The sequence below is a fragment of the Antarcticimicrobium luteum genome, from assembly GCF_004358185.1.
GTDB lineage: Bacteria > Pseudomonadota > Alphaproteobacteria > Rhodobacterales > Rhodobacteraceae > Antarcticimicrobium > Antarcticimicrobium luteum.
The window spans coordinates 21,423-40,624 of the sequence record NZ_SMUV01000062.1; the positions used below are offsets into that span (position 1 = coordinate 21,423).

General features: G+C 64.2%; 17 protein-coding genes. 15 read left to right on the top strand and 2 right to left on the bottom strand.

What is annotated here, in order from left to right:
- Nucleotides 1-193: 193 nt before the first annotated feature.
- From E1832_RS09095 to E1832_RS09130, 8 genes are all read left to right on the top strand, one after another.
- The gene (locus E1832_RS09095) at nucleotides 194-1,873 is read left to right on the top strand and encodes a bifunctional protein tyrosine phosphatase family protein/NAD(P)/FAD-dependent oxidoreductase (RefSeq protein WP_133359430.1); all 1,680 of its coding nucleotides are present in this window, start codon (nucleotides 194-196) and stop codon (nucleotides 1,871-1,873) included.
- Between the two features lie 304 nt (nucleotides 1,874-2,177).
- Nucleotides 2,178-3,254, top strand: a complete 1,077-nt coding sequence (locus E1832_RS09100; protein WP_133359431.1) for a coiled-coil domain-containing protein — start codon at nucleotides 2,178-2,180, stop codon at nucleotides 3,252-3,254.
- Between the two features lie 172 nt (nucleotides 3,255-3,426).
- Nucleotides 3,427-4,554: a hypothetical protein gene (locus E1832_RS09105; protein ID WP_133359432.1), complete on the top strand. Its 1,128-nt coding sequence runs from the start codon at nucleotides 3,427-3,429 to the stop codon at nucleotides 4,552-4,554.
- Between the two features lie 130 nt (nucleotides 4,555-4,684).
- On the top strand, nucleotides 4,685-6,643 hold the full coding sequence (locus E1832_RS09110; protein WP_133359433.1) for an AAA family ATPase: 1,959 nt from the start codon (nucleotides 4,685-4,687) through the stop codon (nucleotides 6,641-6,643).
- On the top strand, nucleotides 6,643-7,131 hold the full coding sequence (locus E1832_RS09115) for a hypothetical protein (RefSeq protein WP_133359434.1): 489 nt from the start codon (nucleotides 6,643-6,645) through the stop codon (nucleotides 7,129-7,131). Before E1832_RS09110 ends, E1832_RS09115 begins: the two co-directional genes overlap by 1 nt.
- Complete coding sequence (locus E1832_RS09120) at nucleotides 7,128-8,477, top strand: DUF6638 family protein (protein WP_133359435.1); 1,350 nt, start codon at nucleotides 7,128-7,130, stop codon at nucleotides 8,475-8,477. Before E1832_RS09115 ends, E1832_RS09120 begins: the two co-directional genes overlap by 4 nt.
- Nucleotide 8,478: 1 nt before the next feature.
- Nucleotides 8,479-8,748, top strand: a complete 270-nt coding sequence (locus E1832_RS09125) for a hypothetical protein (RefSeq protein WP_133359436.1) — start codon at nucleotides 8,479-8,481, stop codon at nucleotides 8,746-8,748.
- A 10-nt stretch (nucleotides 8,749-8,758) separates the two neighbouring features.
- Nucleotides 8,759-9,403 (top strand): DUF1523 family protein, encoded by a 645-nt coding sequence (locus tag E1832_RS09130; protein WP_133359437.1) that lies wholly within the window; start codon nucleotides 8,759-8,761, stop codon nucleotides 9,401-9,403.
- Nucleotides 9,404-9,413: 10 nt separating this feature from the next.
- On the opposite strand, the gene E1832_RS09135 is transcribed toward E1832_RS09130, so the two are convergent.
- Nucleotides 9,414-10,991 (bottom strand): DUF5928 domain-containing protein, encoded by a 1,578-nt coding sequence (locus E1832_RS09135; protein WP_133359438.1) that lies wholly within the window; start codon nucleotides 10,989-10,991, stop codon nucleotides 9,414-9,416.
- A 150-nt stretch (nucleotides 10,992-11,141) separates the two neighbouring features.
- Between E1832_RS09135 and E1832_RS09140 the strand changes: the two genes are divergently transcribed.
- The 6 genes from E1832_RS09140 (at nucleotide 11,142) to hemE (ending at nucleotide 16,920) form a co-directional block, all read left to right on the top strand.
- Nucleotides 11,142-11,960, top strand: coding sequence for a sulfotransferase family protein (locus E1832_RS09140; RefSeq protein ID WP_133359439.1), 819 nt, complete (start codon nucleotides 11,142-11,144; stop codon nucleotides 11,958-11,960).
- A 48-nt stretch (nucleotides 11,961-12,008) separates the two neighbouring features.
- Complete coding sequence (gene smpB / locus E1832_RS09145; RefSeq protein WP_133359440.1) at nucleotides 12,009-12,485, top strand: SsrA-binding protein SmpB; 477 nt, start codon at nucleotides 12,009-12,011, stop codon at nucleotides 12,483-12,485.
- Nucleotides 12,486-12,743: 258 nt separating this feature from the next.
- Nucleotides 12,744-13,607, top strand: coding sequence for a DUF2202 domain-containing protein (locus tag E1832_RS09150; protein WP_133359441.1), 864 nt, complete (start codon nucleotides 12,744-12,746; stop codon nucleotides 13,605-13,607).
- A gap of 153 nt (nucleotides 13,608-13,760) precedes the next feature.
- Nucleotides 13,761-14,615: a 3-mercaptopyruvate sulfurtransferase gene (gene sseA, locus E1832_RS09155; protein WP_133359442.1), complete on the top strand. Its 855-nt coding sequence runs from the start codon at nucleotides 13,761-13,763 to the stop codon at nucleotides 14,613-14,615.
- Nucleotides 14,615-15,799 (top strand): amino acid aminotransferase, encoded by a 1,185-nt coding sequence (locus E1832_RS09160; RefSeq protein WP_133359443.1) that lies wholly within the window; start codon nucleotides 14,615-14,617, stop codon nucleotides 15,797-15,799. The genes sseA and E1832_RS09160 overlap by 1 nt, the downstream gene beginning before the upstream one ends.
- A gap of 77 nt (nucleotides 15,800-15,876) precedes the next feature.
- Entirely contained in the window at nucleotides 15,877-16,920 is a 1,044-nt protein-coding gene (gene hemE / locus E1832_RS09165; RefSeq protein WP_133359444.1) for a uroporphyrinogen decarboxylase, read from the top strand.
- A gap of 127 nt (nucleotides 16,921-17,047) precedes the next feature.
- Here hemE and E1832_RS09170 read toward each other — a convergent pair whose 3' ends face one another.
- The gene (locus E1832_RS09170; RefSeq protein ID WP_245513922.1) at nucleotides 17,048-17,917 is read right to left on the bottom strand and encodes a helix-turn-helix domain-containing protein; all 870 of its coding nucleotides are present in this window, start codon (nucleotides 17,915-17,917) and stop codon (nucleotides 17,048-17,050) included.
- Nucleotides 17,918-18,005: 88 nt separating this feature from the next.
- Here E1832_RS09170 and pobA point away from each other — a divergent pair, with 88 nt between their 5' ends.
- On the top strand, nucleotides 18,006-19,190 hold the full coding sequence (gene pobA / locus E1832_RS09175) for a 4-hydroxybenzoate 3-monooxygenase (protein WP_206021028.1): 1,185 nt from the start codon (nucleotides 18,006-18,008) through the stop codon (nucleotides 19,188-19,190).
- Nucleotides 19,191-19,202: the final 12 nt, after the last annotated feature.

Genomic DNA, 19,202 nt, shown 5'->3' on the forward strand with positions numbered 1-19,202 from the left:
CGGCCCCGCCGCGCATTCTGCGACAATAGAAAGCAGCGCCGCACAGGGATCTTGAACGAATTAAGTATTTTGAATATGTCTGTGCGGTCAGAGGTGCCGTCGCGGACATGCCGGGCGGGCTATTGGGGAACAGCCGGGTCGTGTGCGGGGGATTGTCCGCTGACGAATGATCGGCCCAGTGAGGAGAGATTTCATGGAAATCAAGAAGATCACCGAGGGTCTCTCGGTCAGCCCGCAGATCACCACGGCGGATCTGCCCGCCCTCAAGGCGGCCGGGTTCCGGGCCATCATCTGCAACCGCCCCGATGCCGAGGCGGCCGACCAGCCCGGTCATGAAGAGATTCGCGATGCCGCCGCCGCCGAGGGCCTGGAGTTCCGGTTTCTGCCGGTCACGCCGGGGATCGTGACCGACGAGACCGCTGCGGGTTTCGGCGCGGCGCTGACCGAGCTGCCCGGCCCGGTGCTGGCCTATTGCCGGACCGGCACCCGCTCGACCACGCTGTGGTCGCTGAGCGAGGCACCACGGCGGCCGCTGCCCGAAATCCTCGCCCTGGCCAAGCTGGCGGGTTACGACATGAACGGCGTGGCGCGCCGCATCGCCAATGGCGGCAAGACGCCCACCGATACCGGAGATGCCAAGTTCGACGTGGTCATCGTCGGTGCCGGCGCCGGGGGCATCTCGGTCGCTTCGAGCCTCAAATCGCGCAAGCCGGGTCTGGACATCGCCCTGATCGACCCGGCGGACATCCATTATTACCAGCCGGGCTGGACCATGGTGGGCGGCGGCGTGTTCGAGCCGGAAGAGACGGCCAAGACCATGGGAAGCCTGATCCCCAAGGGCGTGCATTGGATCAAGTCCGCCGTCGCGGCCTTTGAGCCCAAGGACAACGCCGTTGTGCTCGACGGCTGCCGGGTGGTGAAATACGACCGGCTGATCGTCTGCCCGGGGCTGAAGCTCGACTGGGCCGCCGTCGAAGGGCTGGAGGAGACGCTGGGCCGCAACGGCGTGACCTCGAACTATCGCTACGATCTTGCGCCCTATACCTGGGAGCTTGTGAAGGACCTCAAGGAAGGGCGGGCGATCTTTACCCAGCCGCCGATGCCGATCAAATGCGCCGGCGCGCCGCAGAAGGCGATGTACCTGTCCGGCGATGCCTGGACCCGACGCGGGGTGATCAAGGATATCGACATCCACTTTGCCAATGCCGGCGGTGTGCTGTTCGGGGTCAAGGATTACGTCCCCGCGCTGGAGCAATACATCGAGAAATACGGCGCGCAGCTCGACTTCTTCCACAACCTGATCGCGGTGGACGGGCCGGCGAAAAAGGCGACCTTCCGGGTCGCCAAGCCCGATGCGGAGCCCACCACGGTGGAGATGGAGTTCGACATGATGCATGTCTGTCCGCCGCAGGTGGCGCCGGATTTCATCCGCGTCTCGCCGCTGGCCGATGCGGCCGGCTGGGTCGATGTGGATCAGGCGACGCTGCGCCACAAAACCTATGACAACATCTGGAGCCTGGGCGATGTGATGAATGCGCCGAACGCCAAGACGGCGGCGGCGGCGCGCATTCAGGCCCCGGTGGTGGCCGAGAACGTGGCGGCCGACATCGACGGCAAATCGCCGGTGGCGCAATACGACGGCTACGGCTCCTGCCCGCTGACGGTGGAGCGGGGCAAGATCGTGCTGGCCGAGTTCGGCTATGGCGGGGCGCTGAAACCGTCGTTCCCGAAATGGGTGATCGACGGCACCAAACCCTCGCGCGCGGCCTGGCTGCTGAAGGAAAAGATGCTGCCGCCGATCTATTGGAAGGCGATGCTGCGCGGCAAGGAATGGATGGCCCGGCCGGAGAAGATCACCGCAAGCGGGCAATAAGGCGCAGCACAATACGGCGATGACACAGAGGCCGCTCCGGTTCGGGGCGGCCTTTTTCGTTGCCGCCATCCCCGCTGTCGCGGGGATGGCGGGGGCGCGGGCCTTGGCCGGGAAGGGCACCGCGCCGCCGGGCTGGCAGGCCTCGGCTCCCATGCTCCCTCGCCGGTTGCGGCCGCTGCGCGCGGCGCCCTTTCCAAGCGGGGCGGCATTTGCCACACTCAGGGTGATTTTAAGGGCCGCGGTGATGTAAATTGAATTAACATCCCTTATGTCCACAACAGGATCGATTGTTCAGGAGTGTCCGATGGCGGATTTCAATGCGCTGCTGCGCGAAAGCCAGGAACAGGTGGCCAAATCGCAGAGCGAGATCACCGCGATGACCGCGCGGATCGAGGCGGCGCGGAACAGGATCGAGGCCGGCGAGGAGACCGGCATCGAAATCGAGACCGCGACGCTGGAGGACGTTCACACCCATACCGAGGTGATGAACGCCAATATCGCCGAACTGATCATGGGGCTGGACGATGTGACCGCCGGGTTCTCGCGCGATTTCGAGGAGCTGCGGAACAAGACCGGCTGGGAAAGCTTTGTCGGCTTTTTCGCCAAGGACCGTTCGGAGGCGATGCGGCAAGAGCGGATGCGCAGCGCCAGCATTGACGACAAGCTGCAGGATCTGATCGCCAAGTCCGACGTGATCGTCAAGCTGTTGGAAGGGCAACTCAAGATGCTGGAGGAGCAGAAGCACAAGGTCGAGACCAATCTGACCGCGACGTTGGACGACCGCGAGGGGACGGTGGCGGCGCTGGAATCGGTGCGCGCCGAGATCCTCGGGATGGACCCGAAGATCATCGCGCTGGAAAACAAGATCTCGGTCGAAACCGACGCGGCGGCGCGGACCCGGCTGGAAACCGAACTGGCCGCGCTGAACACCCGTTATAATGCGCTGGTGCAGGACGAACAGGTGCAACTGGCCAAGAGCCAGACGCTGGAACGCTATATCGAGAAGGGCAAGACCTGGGTCGATTCGCTGCAGAATCAGGCGGCGACCCAGATGGTGCTGATCAACAAGCTGCAGACCGATACCAACCAGCGCGTGGTGCTCTATGATGCGTTGTCGAAATCGCTGAAGACCGCGCAGCAGCAGGACATCGCCCACCGTATCAACGAGATCGGGGTGAAGACCGACCAGGAGGCGCAGACGGCGATGGCCGCGATCGGCACCGCCACCAACCAGAAGATGGCCGACATGCTGGAGAAGCACGAGGAGCATATGGTCTTTGCCCGCGAGGTGCTGGCGGCCAAGGCCAAGGCGGACGAACGCTTTGCCCGTCGGTTCCAGGCGATTGTCGAGAAGCACGACAAGAACCTCTATGGCGGGTGATTGGCGCGCCGGTGATGGGTGAGATGAACCAGGCGACCCGCGTTCGATATACCGGCGGGTCAGGGATGCGCGCTCCCGCCGCCATCCCTGAACGGAGCGGGGGCGGAGCGGCCGACCTTCCGTCCGGTCGTTCGGCAATGTCGTCCTCCGGAAAAAACGGCGGGGAGAGCCAATGACCGATGACGTGACCGAGTGGGATTTCCGGGGCCTGAGGGATACCTTCCTCAGCCGCCGCTATTTCCGCAAGTTCGAGACGATCACCGGCCACCTGGTTCAGGTCACAGGCGCAATGCGCGCCGAGGGCGCCCTGACCCGCCCCGAGGTCAAGGTGCTCAGCCGGTATTTGCTGGGGCTGACCTACAGCTTTCGCGCGCTTAGCATGAAGTACCTGATGATCGGGCGGGACACCGGGCCGGTTTTCGGCTCGATGCTGATGGACAAGCGCGACAGCGGGTTTCCGGTCGGGACCGAGTTGCTGGTGATGGCCAATGACGCCCAGCAGGCCGGGCGGCACCTGGGCAACATGCCGAGTACCGAGCAGTACAAGGACGACATGATCCGCATGATCATCGGCGAGCGTGCGATTCCGACCCGGTTGCAATTCGCGCTGTCCCAGCGGCTGTATTACGAGGAGCTGGCGCGCGGCGATCTGTTCTGGGTGCGCAACGATCCCGAATGCCAGTGGCTGGGCAACCCGGATGAGGACCGCCGCCGGTTCCTGCTGCACTGGGCGGTCTATGACAGCCAGGTCAACCTGCCGGTGGTCTATCTGATGGAACTGGAGGACACCGGCCGCATCGCCCTGCCCAAGGATGAGGCGCGCTGGCCGCGCGCCCAGGCGCATCTGATGGCGCAATCGCTGGACGCGCTGAAGCTGGTGACCATCGCCAGGGGGTTCGACGAGGACTTCGACGATCTGCACCCGAAGCGGCTGCGGCGCATCCACGTCGGCCCGATGTATTCGCACGCCTTCACCGAACAGACCGGTCCGCTGCGCGAGGTGCTCGAAGAGGCCCACGCGCCCGAGGGGCAGGACTGGGCGCTGGCCTGGACCGAGGAGGAGCTGGAAAGCGAACGCGCGGTCGAGGAGCGCTCCGGCTGGTTCAGCCGGGTGGAGCGGGAGGTCTTCGCGCTCGATCCGTTCGGCGGGCGCGGCGCCGAGACAGGGGCAACGCGCACCGCGCGCAGCCTGATCCTGCCGCAGCGGGTGTTTCAGGTGCTGGCGGAAAAGAATCCGCCCGGGTTTGAGGATGTGCGCAAATTCGTGGTCGGCCCGCAGGGGCAGGTGCTTCGGTACTAGGCTTCACGCCTCCGGCGGGGCGGGACGAGCGAAACGGAAACGCTTCGGTGGCGCGTTTCAGCGAGGAACGGGCGGAGCCCTGAAAGGGCTGGAAAATGACGTGGCCGGGTGAGAAACGGAAGAGCATGAGATGAGCCTGACATCCGATCTGATGGAGCTGCGCGAGGCCGATATCGTCGCGCATTACCCGGCCGCCGAGGCGATGCTGGAGGGGTTCGACCATGCCCCGCGGGTTGCGCGGGAGCGGGCTGCGCCGCCCACCGGGGGCGCCGGCGGGGCCGGGGCGGAACGCTCGCCCGGGATCGGCGCGCACCGGCGGTTCCGCTCGACCACGCCGGGGCTGGTCACCCGTCGGGTGGCGCGGCCCGACGGGGTGCACCTGCTGGACCGGATCGCGGAGTGCGACGGGGGCGATCCGCTGACCTCTCCGGCGCAGGCGCAGGTGATGCGGGCGCTGCGGCGGGCGCTGTCCATCGCGCTGGCCATGGCGGAGACCTATGGCGAACAGACGCCGCTGGCGGAGTTGAAACGCGCCAACCTCGCGGGCGATCTGCCGGCGGCGCGCAAGGGGGAGTTTTCCGAGCTGCTGGCGGGCGAGGCGCTGATTTCGCTGCACGTCTTCGGCAATGCGCTGAGTTTCCTGCTGGCGCCGCATCTGGGCGAGACCGCGATCGAGCCGGGCGAGGTCGAGGAAGTGCTGACCGATCACGGCCAGATCGCGCTGCACGGCGCGCTGTGGGAACTGGACCGTGCGCTGGCCGCGCAGGCGGGCGACGATGCGCGGCTGGTGGCCACCGCCAGCACCTTTGCCGAGGCGCTGATGGAAAAGGCCGCGCTGCGGGCGCAGAGCGCGCCGCATCTGGGCGCCTTTGCCGGGGCGGCCTGGCGGATCGAGGCGGACGATCTGACGATCCGCGGCTTTACCGCCGCCACGCGGGCGAAATCCACCACGCTGACCATGGCCTTCAAGAAGCCCGAGGAGGTGGTCGGCAACCATATCGCCAAATACCAGGCCCTGCGGCTGGCCAAGATGCTGATGGCCTATGATTTCGACCGCAAGCTGAACCCCTTTGCCGAACTCGGCGGGTTCATCTTTACCTTCATGGGCGACGGCATGCCGGGGACGGGGAAGACCACGCTGATCCAGATGATGGCGGGGCTGATCCACGACTATTGTCAGACCGCCGGCTATCCGTTCCGCTATCAGAACCTGAGCACCGAGAGCATCGACAGTTATCAGGGCAAATCGGCGCAGAACGCCAAGGCGTTTATCAACACGGTGCTTGATCCCGGGGTGATCGGCTTCGGCACCATCGACGACATCGACCAACTGGCGGGAAAGCGGGGCGACCGCCAATCCTCCGCCGGGCAGTTGGAGATCACGGCGGTGCTGATGGAGAGTTTCGCCGGGGCCAATACGGTGGTGCGCGGCAATTGCACCTTTGGCATGTTCTCGAACTATCCGGAGAATGTGGACGATGCGCTGCGCCAGCGGGCCGGGGCGCGGTTTCTGGTGGACGGGCCGCAGAGCCGCGACGACTACATCGACATCCTGGCGCTGCTGCTGGGCAAGGGGCACGGCATCCCGCTGGGCGATCATGACCTTTATGCCGCGCAGGAGATCCGGCGCGCGGTGGCGGCCAGCTTTGCCGCCCATAACCGGCCGAAGGAGGCGGGGCTGATCGAGGTGTTCGACCATGTGTCGGCGCGGATCGGCGCGCTGGATACCGTGGCCAAAATGGGCAGCTATCTCAAGGCGATCCAGCAGGCCGATCCGCGGTTTACCGGGCGGGCGATCAAGAACATCACCGACGCGGTGAAGCTGCGGTCGATGGATTTCGAGCTGCCGGATGAGTGGATGGAGGAGCCGGAGCAGTTCCTGTTCCGCGACTACGAGACCAAGAAGGCGATGATCGAGGAGCTGCGGGTGCCGGTCACGCCGGAAATGGTGATCCAAGAGATCAACCGTTATGCCGATAGCGAGTTCCGTTATAGCGACACCTCGGATGAGGTGGCGATCGAACAGACCGTGCGGGACATGGAGCGGATGGAAGAGGCCAAGCGGCGGTATCTGGAGGGGAAGGGGTGATGTTTGAAAATGTAAGTCTTTGGGTCTCAAAGCATCAAACACTAATCACGCTAGTGGTCCTCCCAATTGTCTTCTTTGTTTTGACGCATTGGATCGCAAATCGCACCGACAAAAGGGCTGCGGTCGACAGGGTAGCTCAACGCAAGCTGAGCAAACAGATCAAGTTGGCGGAGTTTGATGTGGATCGACTGAAGGAGCTTCGGCGAGACCTTACGGATTACATTAACAGCCTGCGATCTTGGAGGTTAACCGATGTCCCATCTCACCAAATTGTAACCGGACGGTATCACAAGGTGCTGTTGCAGCTTGATCGAGAGAACGAAAGCTACGAACGGTTCGTAAAGGTCTCAGATTACCTATTGGAGGCTCCTGACTTTCCGATTTTCAATGAAGAATATGAACCCCTCAAATCGCTCGCGGTCGACATTTTGAATGATGGGAAAGCTAACACCTACAGTGCACTAGTAAAGGTTGATGAGCCACAATGAAACGCCTCATCACCCGTGGCCTCATGTTCGGAAACCTCTACCACGTCGACAGCCCGGCGCTGGTCGAGCGCTATAACCGCGCGCTGGAGCATCTGACCGGCAAGCGCACGGCGCTGGCCGATTTCCATGTGGATCTGTCAGGGTACAGCCCCGAGGTGGGCGATGAGTTGGAGGATCACCTCTACCTCAACCACGGCGGCGTGAACCGGCAGTTCATCCTGCTGTCGACCGAACAGAAACGCTGCCCGTTGCTGGGCGCCAAATTCTCCACCAGCCGCGACATTCTGCGCAATTTCATCGCCGATAACGAGGCGCAGCTGTTCGCGCTCACGGCCACCGATGCGGTGGCGGGCGAGTTGGTCAATTCGGTGATCGACATCTCCGACCCGCGCCGTCTGTTCGATATCCGCAGGGTGGTGATCGAGGCCGACACCACCACCGGCACGCTGCGCCACGCCGAACGGCTTGCCCGGCTGGTCGAGCGGTTCAAGGCCGAGCCGGACGCCTGGTTCGACGATGTGCTGATCGCCGAGATGGTCGGGCTGGCGCAGAAATCGGGCGACCTGACCCGCAATCCGGTGCAGTTGAAGAACCAGGAGTACGAGCAGCGCGATTTCTGGACCGCGCATTTCGGCGGGCTCTACCTGTTCCAGTCGGTCGACAAGCCGACGGTGGTTGCCGCCGATGCCGCCGGGGCGCTGGATGGGCTGCCGGTGGAGCGGCTGTTGTCCCTCACCGCGCGCAACCGCATCGCGCGGTTCCTCGACGAAAACTGGCTGGTCGAGCCGATCCTGCGGGCGCGCGGCGTCGATGCCGCCGCGATCCTGCGACAAAAGATGGATTTCATTGTCATCGACGCCGCCGCCGGCGCCGGGCTCGACCTGGAAAACCTCGATCGTGCCGATCTGCGCCGGCTGGCGCGGACCAATGCCGACGTGCTGCCGGGCGCCTATCACGGGCTGGCGCACCTGCTGAGCTGGGCCGCCTCCGACGGCGCCTGGCCGCGCATCACCTCGGAGGATCCGGCGTTTTTCTACACGCTCCGGGCCGCCGACACGCCGCTGCGCGATCTGGTGAACATGCTGCTGGCGGAACTGACGCCGCTGGATGTCCGGCAACTCTTCATCTGTCACAAGGAGTTGTTCTATCGCAGTTACGCCACCTGGCCCGAGGCCAAGCGCGCCTATGTTGCCGATTTCCTCGCGCGCGAGTATCAGGTGGACAAGGCGGGCGCGCGGGCGGCGCTGTTCGGGCATGAACCGGACATGTCCGGCGAGGATCCGCCGCCCCCGCCCGATGACCTAATCCGCCGGGTCGGACCCTGGGGCGCGGTGAGGAGAAGCTGATATGCTGGTGATGTTTCGTTTCCTGCTGCCGCTGCTGATCGTGCTCACGGTGGTCTATGTCGTCCTCTCGATCTATTCGCGCAGAGTCCGCCGCCGCAAGCTGGCCGAGCGCTGGGACAGCAAGGACGTTCTGACCGTGGATCGGGAAACCTTCATCCGGCGCGGGCTGGAGCGCTACGATCGCTCGTTCCGCCGCAAGCTGATCCTGGGGGTCTATATCGTGCCGCTGACGCTGATCGCGATCCTCATCTATGTCACCAATTTCATGTAAGGACGCACCGATGGTATACGTCAAATGGGCCTTCATCCTGACCTTCTGGCTTCTGGTTGCCGCGTTCTTTCACTACACGCTGCCGCAGAACGACATCGCGCGGGTCACCGACACCTATGAAAAACGGATCGACCCGGGCGAGAACAGCTGGTTCTGGGCCTCGCACGACGTGGGCAGCGATCCGACCACCGCGAACCGCGACGTGTTCTTTATCCAGACGCGCGGAGCGGGCGGCAAGGTCATGGTTTATCGCAACGAGGATACCGGCTGGTCCTGGCCACCCTATTTCAAGGTCAACAGCTCGAACCTGCAGGCCGAGGCGGCGGATATGAAATCCACCGCCGAGATGCCGAAATGGGTGGCGATCCGCCATTACGGCTGGCGCAACGAGTTTCTGTCGATCTTTCCCAACGCGGTCAAGATCCGGCCGGTCGCCGGGCCCAACGTGCGCCTCATACCCTGGTTCAACATCATCCTGCTGACCCTGCTGGCGGCCTTGGTCTATGCGATCTGGGTGCGTTGGCGGCGGTTTCGCCGGGCGCGGATCGATCCGCTGCTGGAGGGGATCGAGGACAACATGGATATCGCCGGCGAGGCGATCGCCGAGCGCCGCGGCCGGGTGCGCCGCTGGCTCGACCGTCTGCGCGGCAAGTGAGCGTGGCGGCCTAATCGGCGAACAGGCGTTCGGTTTGCGCCAGGCTCAGCGCCTGATCGCCCGGGATCGACAGGAAGTCTGACAATGCCGCCGCGTTGTCCTCGTCGGTGGCGGTCTCGCTGAGCCGGACGTGATGTTCGAATCCGGCATCGCGCATGCGATCGGTTTCATAGATCAGATCGTTGCGGATCGTCGGCAGCAAACGTTCCAGCGTGGCCGGCGCGGTCTGCTCGCCGGCCAGTCCGATCCGGCGCGCGTGCCCGGCCAGGTATGCGTCGGAAAACTGACAATCCACTTCGAGGAACCGCGTCACCGACCGGTCCGAGGCGAAATCCTGCATCAGGTCCAGATTGCCGGGGTCCATGCAGACGATCAGCCGGTCGGTTTCATAGTAGTCGAACAGCATCCGTATCAGCGCCCGGCGGTGGCGGGTGCGTTTTTCCAGCGTGCTCTGGATGCCGCCCAGATCGGGCAGGGCGGTGTCGACCTCGTTGAACAGGTATTCGATCACCGGCAGGTTGGTGGCCTGGCGGATCTGCCCCAGCAGCCGCCTGGCCACGTGCCATTTCTTGCTGACCACGATCATCAGTTCCCGCTTGCGGCCGAGCGTGCTTTCGCTTTCCCAGAACCGCATGCCGAACCGTCGCCCGATCCGGCCGCGCCCGGTCAGGAACTTGTACAGGCTCTGACCTTCGTTGGAGACGCGGAACTCCACGTCATGGGCGGCATAGAGCCTGCCCAGCCGCGCCTTGAGCTCATTCGCCTCCGGGCTGATCTTGCGCGCGAAGAGATAGTCCTGACTGAGCAAAAGGTCGTAGTGGTCGTTGTAGAAGGTGACCGGCATACCGTAGTCGGAGAACATCAGGAAGGTCAGCGAGCGGCTTTGGATTTCGGTCTCGGGCACCAGGTGGCGCACCAGGGTCTGAAAGAACGTCTCGTCCGGGATCCAGGTGGTGCGGAAAAACCGCATCACGTCGCGCCTTTGCCGGATGAAATCCAGGATCCATTCGATCGTGCGGCGTCGCAGGCACCACCACTGGCTGCCGATCTGGATGTGCAGATCCGCCGGGATCGCGCGTTTCAGCCGCAGCCGCCGCTGCAGCGCCACCGAGGCATAGAACAGGCGCTTGTTCTTTCGCTCGTTGAAGAAGTGGCGATAGATCAGCCGGTCGTCCTTCATTCCGGTCTTGATCCAGTCGCTGTCGAAGAAATCCACGCTTTCGATGAAATCGGCATCATGTTCATCGAGGAACCGATGGGCGTATTCCGCCGATTTGATCGGCATGCAATCGCCTGACAGCATGTAGAAATGGGTGGCGCGGGGAAACGTCTCGACCGCCGCCCTGACCGCCTGCAAGGTGGCCTGAACCAGCGACCACTCGCCCCAGCCGCAGCGCTGGCGCGGGCGCGCGAAGGTCACGTTGGGATTGTCCTGGAGCGCATCGCGGATGGCGCGGAAATCCGCCAGCGGCGCGCTGGCGTCGAAGTGGATGGAGATATAGTCGCCCGCCGCGGTCAGACGCTCGGCCTGAAGGACGATCGCCTCCGGGTCCTTGTGGCAGAGCAGGATGTACGCGATCTTCGCCATGCGGGGAACGACATATACGTGTTAGGGCACTTCCCCTAACTAGATAAAGGTGAACAGCGATTGAATAAACATGCATAATTTGCTTTTTTCATGCCATCCCCGCCGGCGGCACCGTTAGAGTGGCCCGGATTGCAAGGAGGCAAAGGGCGAATGGGCTTTCCCGGCACCTGGATGACCGAGAGTGAGAGCATGGTGTATCGGGTGGTTCCGAAATGTGCCTGTTCGACCATCGGACAGATCATGTTCTATTCCGATCACGGCCGGTTCTTCGATGGTGACATTCACGATGCCCAGTCTGGGCTGCACAAATGGGGCATCGAGGACAGCCAGGTAAGGATCACCAGCATCGTTCAGGCGCATGGGTCTTATGCCTTTACCTGCGTGCGCAACCCTTACAGCCGTATCCTGTCCTCGTTCTTTGACAAGATCTGCGGCATCCAGCGCAACGGTAAACGCTATCGCGGCAACCTGGTGCCCAAGCTGGCCTATACCTATGGAATCGAGGTGGGCGGCGACGACGGCAAGCAGGAGTTCGACCAGATCAGGAGTTTTCGCCGGTTCCTGCTGTTTGCCCGCGATACCATCCGCTGGCGCCGGCCGATGGACCCGGACATTCACTGGTCGGCGATGTCGGGCCATGTCTCGACCTTCATCGTCAACGGCGGGCGCTACGACAACATCTTCTGGACCGAGAGGTTCAACACCGGCATGCAATCGGTGCTCGACGCGGTGGAGGTGCCGCATGCCGTCGATCTGGCGACGATCCCGCGCTTTAACGAGAGCGAGGGGCACGGGCCGAAGCGGGCGCATCCGGTCGAGGACTATTTCGACGATCTGTCCATGCATCTGGTCTATGAGATCTACAAACGCGATTTCGATCTGTTCAAGTACGACCCGGATGATCCCGCCAACAAAATGCCGGTGGGCGAGATCGACCTGGACGAGGTCCACGCCAAGCTGGGCAACTGATCGCGCGCGATCTTGCGGAACGGCCTGCGCGCGCGTAGATCGGTGCGCATGGCCAAGCTGAAGACAGACCCGAACTACAAGGTGATCGCCGAGAACCGGCGCGCGCGTTTTGATTATGCGATCGAAGACGACGTGGAATGTGGGATCATTCTGCAAGGCTCCGAGGTCAAGTCGCTGCGCGCCAACGGCGGCAACATCGCCGAAAGCTATGCTGCGGTCGAGGACGGGGAGCTGTGGCTGGTCAACTCCTATATCGCGCCCTACAAACAGGCCAAGACGTTTGGCCATGAGGAGCGGCGCCGGCGCAAGCTGCTGGTCAGCCGCAAGCAGCTGGCGGACATGTGGAATGCGACCCAGCGCAAGGGCATGACTCTGGTGCCGATCGTGATGTATTTCAACCACAAGGGCATCGCCAAGCTTAAGATCGGCATCGCCAAGGGCAAGAAGGCCCATGACAAGCGCGAGACCGAGGCCAAGCGCGACTGGTCGCGGCAGAAACAGCGTCTGCTCAAGGACAACCGCTGACGCCGCGGCCTGCGGGATACCCCGGGCCGGAGCGCCTGCGGGTCGCCGCTGACCCGCGATTGTGGCGGAAACAAGGATTTTCTGCATGAAAAACAGGGCAGAAGCGCCTGGCGCGGCGCGTATCGGCAATCTCTTGCCGGCGTGACGGCAGAATCCGGCTGAGCCCTCCGGCTATCGGTTTGCGCCACCTCTGAAAATACATATTGCTTTTCGCATGTGTTTGCAGGAGAGCGGGCACGCCGAAGAGGAAGGCGAGACATGAAGAAAGCAGCATTCAAGAGTGCAGGCGGAAAATTCCAGTTCAAGCATAAGTTCGGCGATCTGACCGACGGGCCGCGCGAGGGCCGCGGCCATGACGACGACGGGCCGGAGACCGACGTGCTCTCGGCGAAAGAGCTGACGGGGCGGTCGTCGCGGGGAGCCGGCCGGGACGCGGATTCGGAGACCGACTCGTCCAGTGAAAGTGGTCACCACGGCCACCACAATCACCATCGCGGCGGCCACCACGGCGGCCGGTCGTCGGAGAAGGGCGATAAATCCGAGCTGTCCGGCACCGGCACCGGCAGCGCAGAGCGCGACACGCACCGGAAGGACGGGGTCGAGGTCGAGCTGACCGGGGACGACGATGGCGATACCGCTGTAATCCCGACCGGCGGCGATCCGGTCCCGACGGCGACCGCGACCTACAGCGACGCGGCGATCGCCGAACTGCTTTACATGATCGAGGAAGAGAAGCTCGCCGGGGACATCTACGAAGCGTTCCACGAGATGTACGGACTGAAGGTGTTCGAAAATATCGCCGAGTCCGAGGATCAGCATTTCAACGCGCTCATCGAACAGGCCGAGCCCCTGGGCATCGATGTGGATCAGTTCGTGTTCGAGCCTGCCGGCACCTTTTCTAACCCCGAGCTGCAGGAGATGTACGACACCCTGCTGGCCCAGGGCAGCGAGTCGGTTACCGGCGCGCTGGAGGTCGGCAAGGCGATCGAGGAAAGGGATATGGTCGACATCGCCGCCGCCATCGAGGGTGTCGAAGGCACCAAACTGGCCACGGTCTATGACAACCTGCTGACCGGCTCCAGCTATCACCTGGACGCCTTCGACAGCCTGTTGATGGCCTGATCCAGCGCATCGGGGCGGGCGGCCGGCGTGAGGCCGGCCCCCGCCCGCGGCATTTTTTGCCGCCTGTCCGCAGCGGCGTGAACCCGCCTTGCCTTGCACCTGTCCCCGGCCAATAGTAGGCAGGGCACTGGTTTTGACAGAGGGGTGGCAGGTATGCAGGACGACCCGAAGACATTGGTTTCCACCGACTGGCTGGCGGCGCATCTGAAGGATCCCGACCTGCGTATTCTGGACGGCTCATGGTATCTGCCGCAACTCGGCCGCGATGCCCGCGCAGAGTATGAGGCGGCGCATATCCCGGGCGCCCGGTTCTTCGATATAGACGACATTTCCGACCACCGGTCCGAGCTGCCGCATATGGCGCCCCCGGTCGAGAAGTTCATGTCGCGCCTGCGCGCCATGGGGGTCGGCGACGGCCATCAGGTGGTGGTCTATGACGGCAGCGGCGTCGGCTCGGCCGCCCGCGTCTGGTGGACCTTCCGGCTGATGGGGCAGACCAATATCGCCGTGCTCGACGGCGGTCTGCCGAAATGGCAGGCCGAGGGCCGCGAGACCGAGGATCTGCCGCCCGTGGTGCGCGACCGGCATATGACGGTGCGGGTGCAGAACCATCTGCTGCGCGATGTCACCCAGGTTTCGGCCGCCGCCAAGCTGGGCGATTACGAGATCATCGACGCGCGCTCGCGCGGTCGGTTTCGCGGCGAAGAGCCAGAGCCGCGCGAGGGGCTGCGCGGCGGCCATATCCCGGGTTCGAAAAACGTCCCCTTCACCGACCTGCTGAACGGCAACGGTACGATGAAATCGCCTGCGGAGTGCCGCGCGGTCTTCGAGGCGGCCGGTGTCGATCTGGGCAAGCCCGCGATCACCTCCTGTGGCTCGGGCGTGACCGCCGCCATCCTCAGCCTGGCGCTGGAGCGCATGGGCAAGACCGACCATTCCCTCTATGACGGGTCCTGGACCGAATGGGGGGCCTTCCCGACCCTGCCCGTCGCAACTGGAGACGACTGATGTTCGAGACCCTTAAAGAGCAGCCCGCCGACAAGATCCTGGCGCTGATGCAGATGTTCGCGGACGACCCGCGCGACCACAAGGTCGACCTGGGCGTCGGCGTTTACAAGAACGCCGAGGGGGTGACCCCGGTGATGCGCGCGGTCAAGGCCGCCGAGAAACGGATCTGGGAACAGCAGACCACCAAGAGCTATACCGGCCTGGCCGGCGATCCGGCCTATGCGGATGCAATGATAGAGCTGATCCTGTCGGATGCGGTCGCACGCGCGAATGTCGCGGCCGTGGCCACCCCGGGCGGCACCGGCGCGGTGCGCCAGGCGTTCGAGCTGATCCGCATGGCCAACCCCAAGGCGCGCGTCTGGGTGTCCGACCCGACCTGGCCGAACCACACCTCGATCCTCAACTATCTCGGCATCGAGACCAAATCGTATCGCTATTTCGACAGCGAGACGCGCGGGGTGGATTTCGACGGCATGATCGCCGATCTGAACACCGCGCAGGCGGGCGATGTGGTGCTGCTGCACGGCTGCTGCCACAATCCGACCGGCGCCAACCTGAACCTGGTCGAATGGCAGGCGGTGGTCGATCTGCTGAACGCGCGCGGGCTGATCCCGATGATCGACATCGCCTATCAGGGCTTTGGCGACGGTCTGGACGCGGACGCGGCGGCGACCCGGCTGGTTGCCTCTTCGGTTCCTGAATGCCTGATCGCGGCGAGCTGCTCGAAGAATTTCGGGGTTTACCGCGAGCGTACCGGGCTGCTGATGGCGGTTGCGGCCGATGCGGGCAAGACCAAGCTGAACCAGGGCACGCTGGCGTTCCTGAACCGGCAGAACTATTCCTTTCCGCCCGATCACGGCGCGCGGGTGGTGACCACCATTCTCACCGATCCCGAATTGCGTGCCGACTGGGCGGCAGAGCTGGAAGAGGTGCGGCTGTCGATGCTGGGCCTGCGCCAGCAGCTGGCGGACGAGCTGCAGCGACTGACCGGCTCGGACCGGTTCGGCTTTATCGCCCAGCATCGCGGCATGTTCTCGCGCCTTGGCACCACGCCGGAGCTGGTCGAGAAGCTGCGCGCGGATCACGGCATCTATATGGTGGGCGACAGCCGGATGAATATCGCCGGGCTGAACAGCACCACGGTTCCGATCCTGGCCCGGGCCATCGTCGACGTGGGCGTCTGAGCGTCCTGAACTCTTGCGCGCGTCCCGAACCCTCGGGGCGCGCCGCCTATTTCCGCATCTTGCCTGAAGGGAATGACATGGCCGGACAGAAAAAGCTGCAGCGCGCGCTGGCGGGCGAGGTGATGGAAACCCCGCCGATCTGGATGATGCGGCAAGCCGGCCGCTACCTGCCGGAATACCGCGCCACGCGGGCCAAGGCGGGGGATTTCCTGTCGCTCTGCTACACGCCCGATCTGGCCGCCGAGGTCACGCTGCAGCCGATCCGCCGCTATGACTTCGACGCCGCGATCCTGTTCGCCGACATCCTGCTGGTGCCGCAGGCGCTGGGCGCCGATCTGTGGTTCGAGACGGGCGAGGGGCCGCGGCTGTCGACCATTACCGAACAGGCGGATTTCGATGCCCTGAAGCCGGCCGATGCGATCCACGACCACTTGGCCCCGGTCTATGAGACCGTGCGCATCCTTGCCCGCGAATTGCCGGAGGAGACCACGCTGATCGGATTCGCCGGCGCGCCCTGGACCGTGGCCACCTATATGATCGCCGGGCGCGGCACCCCCGATCAGGGCCCGGCCCATGCCCTGCGCGAGGGCAATGTGGCGCTGTTCGAGGCGCTGCTGGAGCGGATCACAGCGGCCACCATCGACTATCTCTCGGCGCAGATCGAGGCCGGGGCCGAGGTGGTGAAACTGTTCGACAGCTGGGCCAGTTCGCTGAGCGATGCGGATTTCGACAAATACGCGTTGGCGCCCTGCCGGCAGATCACCCAGGCGCTCAAGGCGCGCCACCCCGGTATTCCGGTGATCGGTTTCCCGCGTGGCGCGGGCGAGAAATACGCAGGCTTTGCCAGAGCGACCGGCGTCGATTGCGTGGCGCTGGACCAGTCGGTGGATGCCGATTGGGCGGCGGAGAATGTTCAGATCGACGGCTGCGTGCAGGGCAATCTGGCACCCGAGCATATGGTGACCGGCGGTCAGGCCCTGATCGACGAGACCCGGCGCATCGTCAGGGCGTTCTCCAAGGGGCCGCATATCTTCAATCTGGGCCACGGGATCACCCCGGATGCGAACCCGGAAAACGTACAATTGATGGTCGAAACTGTACGGGGCATGGCGCGGGGGTGATCCCGGGCCGAAACGCCCCTTTGGCGCGCGCCTCCGGCGGGACCATTTACAACGAGAAGAAGCGGAGCGGTCCGCCTCTTCTTTTCTGCACAAAGGCCCAAATCCCACAGCAAGGCCAGGTGCGGCCTCAGCCGCCCTGTTCCATCCGCTGACGGAAGGCGCGCGGCGGGCTGCCGGTGCCCCGGGTGAACACGCGCGAGAAATGGGCGGGGTCGGCAAAGCCCAGCTCGTATCCGATCTCGGCGGCGGTCAGGTTGGTATAGATCAGCATGCGCCGCGCCTCGCGCAGCACCCGTTCGGCGATCAGCGCCGAGGCGGGCCGCCCGGTCGCCTGTCGCACCACGCGGTTGAGATGGGTGGGCGAGACCGCCAGCCGCGCGGCGTAGTCGGCGACCGCCAGGCGCTGGCGGAAGTTCTGCTCGACCAGCGCCTCGAACCGGCGCAGGAGCGGGGTGTCGGCATGGGGATCGGGCGGCGCCTGATCGGTGTGGATCGCGCGGGCCGCCAGACCCAGAAGCGAGCCGGCCTGTGAGCGCAGGATCTGTGCCCGGGCGAAATCGCGGTTGTGATATTCGGTCAGGATGCGGTGGGCCAATGTCTCCAGCTCGGGGGGCAGCGGCACGGCGCAGGGATTGGCGAGCACCGCCCGCAGCCCCTCGCGGTCGCGCAGCGCCTCGTCCATCAGATCGGCGCTCAGCGTGATGACCCAACCCTCGGTGCCCTGGTGAAAGCGGAAACCATGGACGAAGCCGCGGGGCATGTTGATCAGCACCGGTGGGATGAGCGGGACGGTCTGCCCCTCGATCCGGGCGCTGCCGCCGCCCGAGCGAAGCATCAGAACCTGGTGCAACCGCGCGTGGCGGTGCGGGCGCAGCTCCCAATTGTGCAGCTCGGAGCGGTCCTGAATCGTCTCGCAATGCACCACATCGGGCACTTCGGCGGTTTCGCCGAACAGGTTATAATTGCGGATCGCGGCGCTGGTGGTGGTCTCGGTCATGTTCGAAATGTACAATAAGTTGCGCGGTTGATCCATTCCCGACTAGGCCGCAAGAGAGCATATTCCGGCAATCAAAGGAGGAGCGTCCATGAATACCCCCGTGAAAACCAAGGTCGGAATCATCGGCGGCGGGCCGTCCGGCCTGTTGCTGTCGCAATTGCTGCACCTGAAGGGAATCGACAATATCCTGCTGGAACGGCACAGCCGCGACTACGTTCTGGGCCGGATTCGGGCCGGCGTGCTGGAGCATGGCTTTGCCGAGCTGATGCGCGAGGCGCAATGCGGCGAGCGGATGGACCGCGAGGGCGAGATCCACGAAGGGTTCTACATCGCCCATGACGGCGCCCGGGACCGGGTAGATCTGCACAAGTACACGGGCGGCAATTCGGTGGTGGTCTACGGCCAGACCGAACTGACCCGCGACCTCTACGAGGCGCGCGACAAGATGGGCGGCGCCGTCATCCACGAGGCGCAGGACGTCACGCCGCACGATCTGAAATCCGACGCGCCTTACCTCACCTACCGGCTGGGCGATGAGCAGCACCGCATCGACTGCGATTACATCATCGGCGCCGACGGGTTCCACGGCGTCAGCCGCAAGTCGATCCCCAAGGATGTGCTGAAGGAATACGAAAAGGTCTATCCTTTCGGCTGGCTGGGGGTGCTGTCGCGCACCAAGCCGGTCAGCCCCGAGCTGATCTATGCCAAGCATGAGCGCGGCTTTGCCTTGTGTTCGCTGCGCAGCCAGGTGCTGAGCCGCTATTACATCCAGGTGCCGCTGACCGACTCGGTCGAGGACTGGTCGGACGAGGCGTTCTGGGACGAGCTGAAGATGCGTCTGCCGCAGGATGTCGCCGAGGGTCTGATCACCGGTCCCAGCATCGAGAAGAGCATCGCGCCGCTGCGCAGTTTCGTCGCCGAGCCGATGCGCTACGGCAATCTGTTCCTGGCGGGCGATGCCGCCCATATCGTGCCGCCCACCGGCGCGCGCGGGCTGAATTCGGCGGCCTCGGACATCTATTACCTCTATCACGCGCTGGTGGATCATTATCAGAACGGCGACGATGCCGGGCTGGAGAATTACTCTGCCAAGGCGCTGGCGCGGGTGTGGAAGGCGCAGCGGTTCTCGTGGTGGATGACCACGCTGCTGCATACCTTCCCGGACAGCATCGACTACGACAAGCGGCTGCAGCAGACCGATCTGGAGTATCTGTTCTCGTCCGAGGCGGCGCAAACCTCGCTGGCGGAGAATTACGTCGGACTGCCGTTCTAAGACCGAGGCACC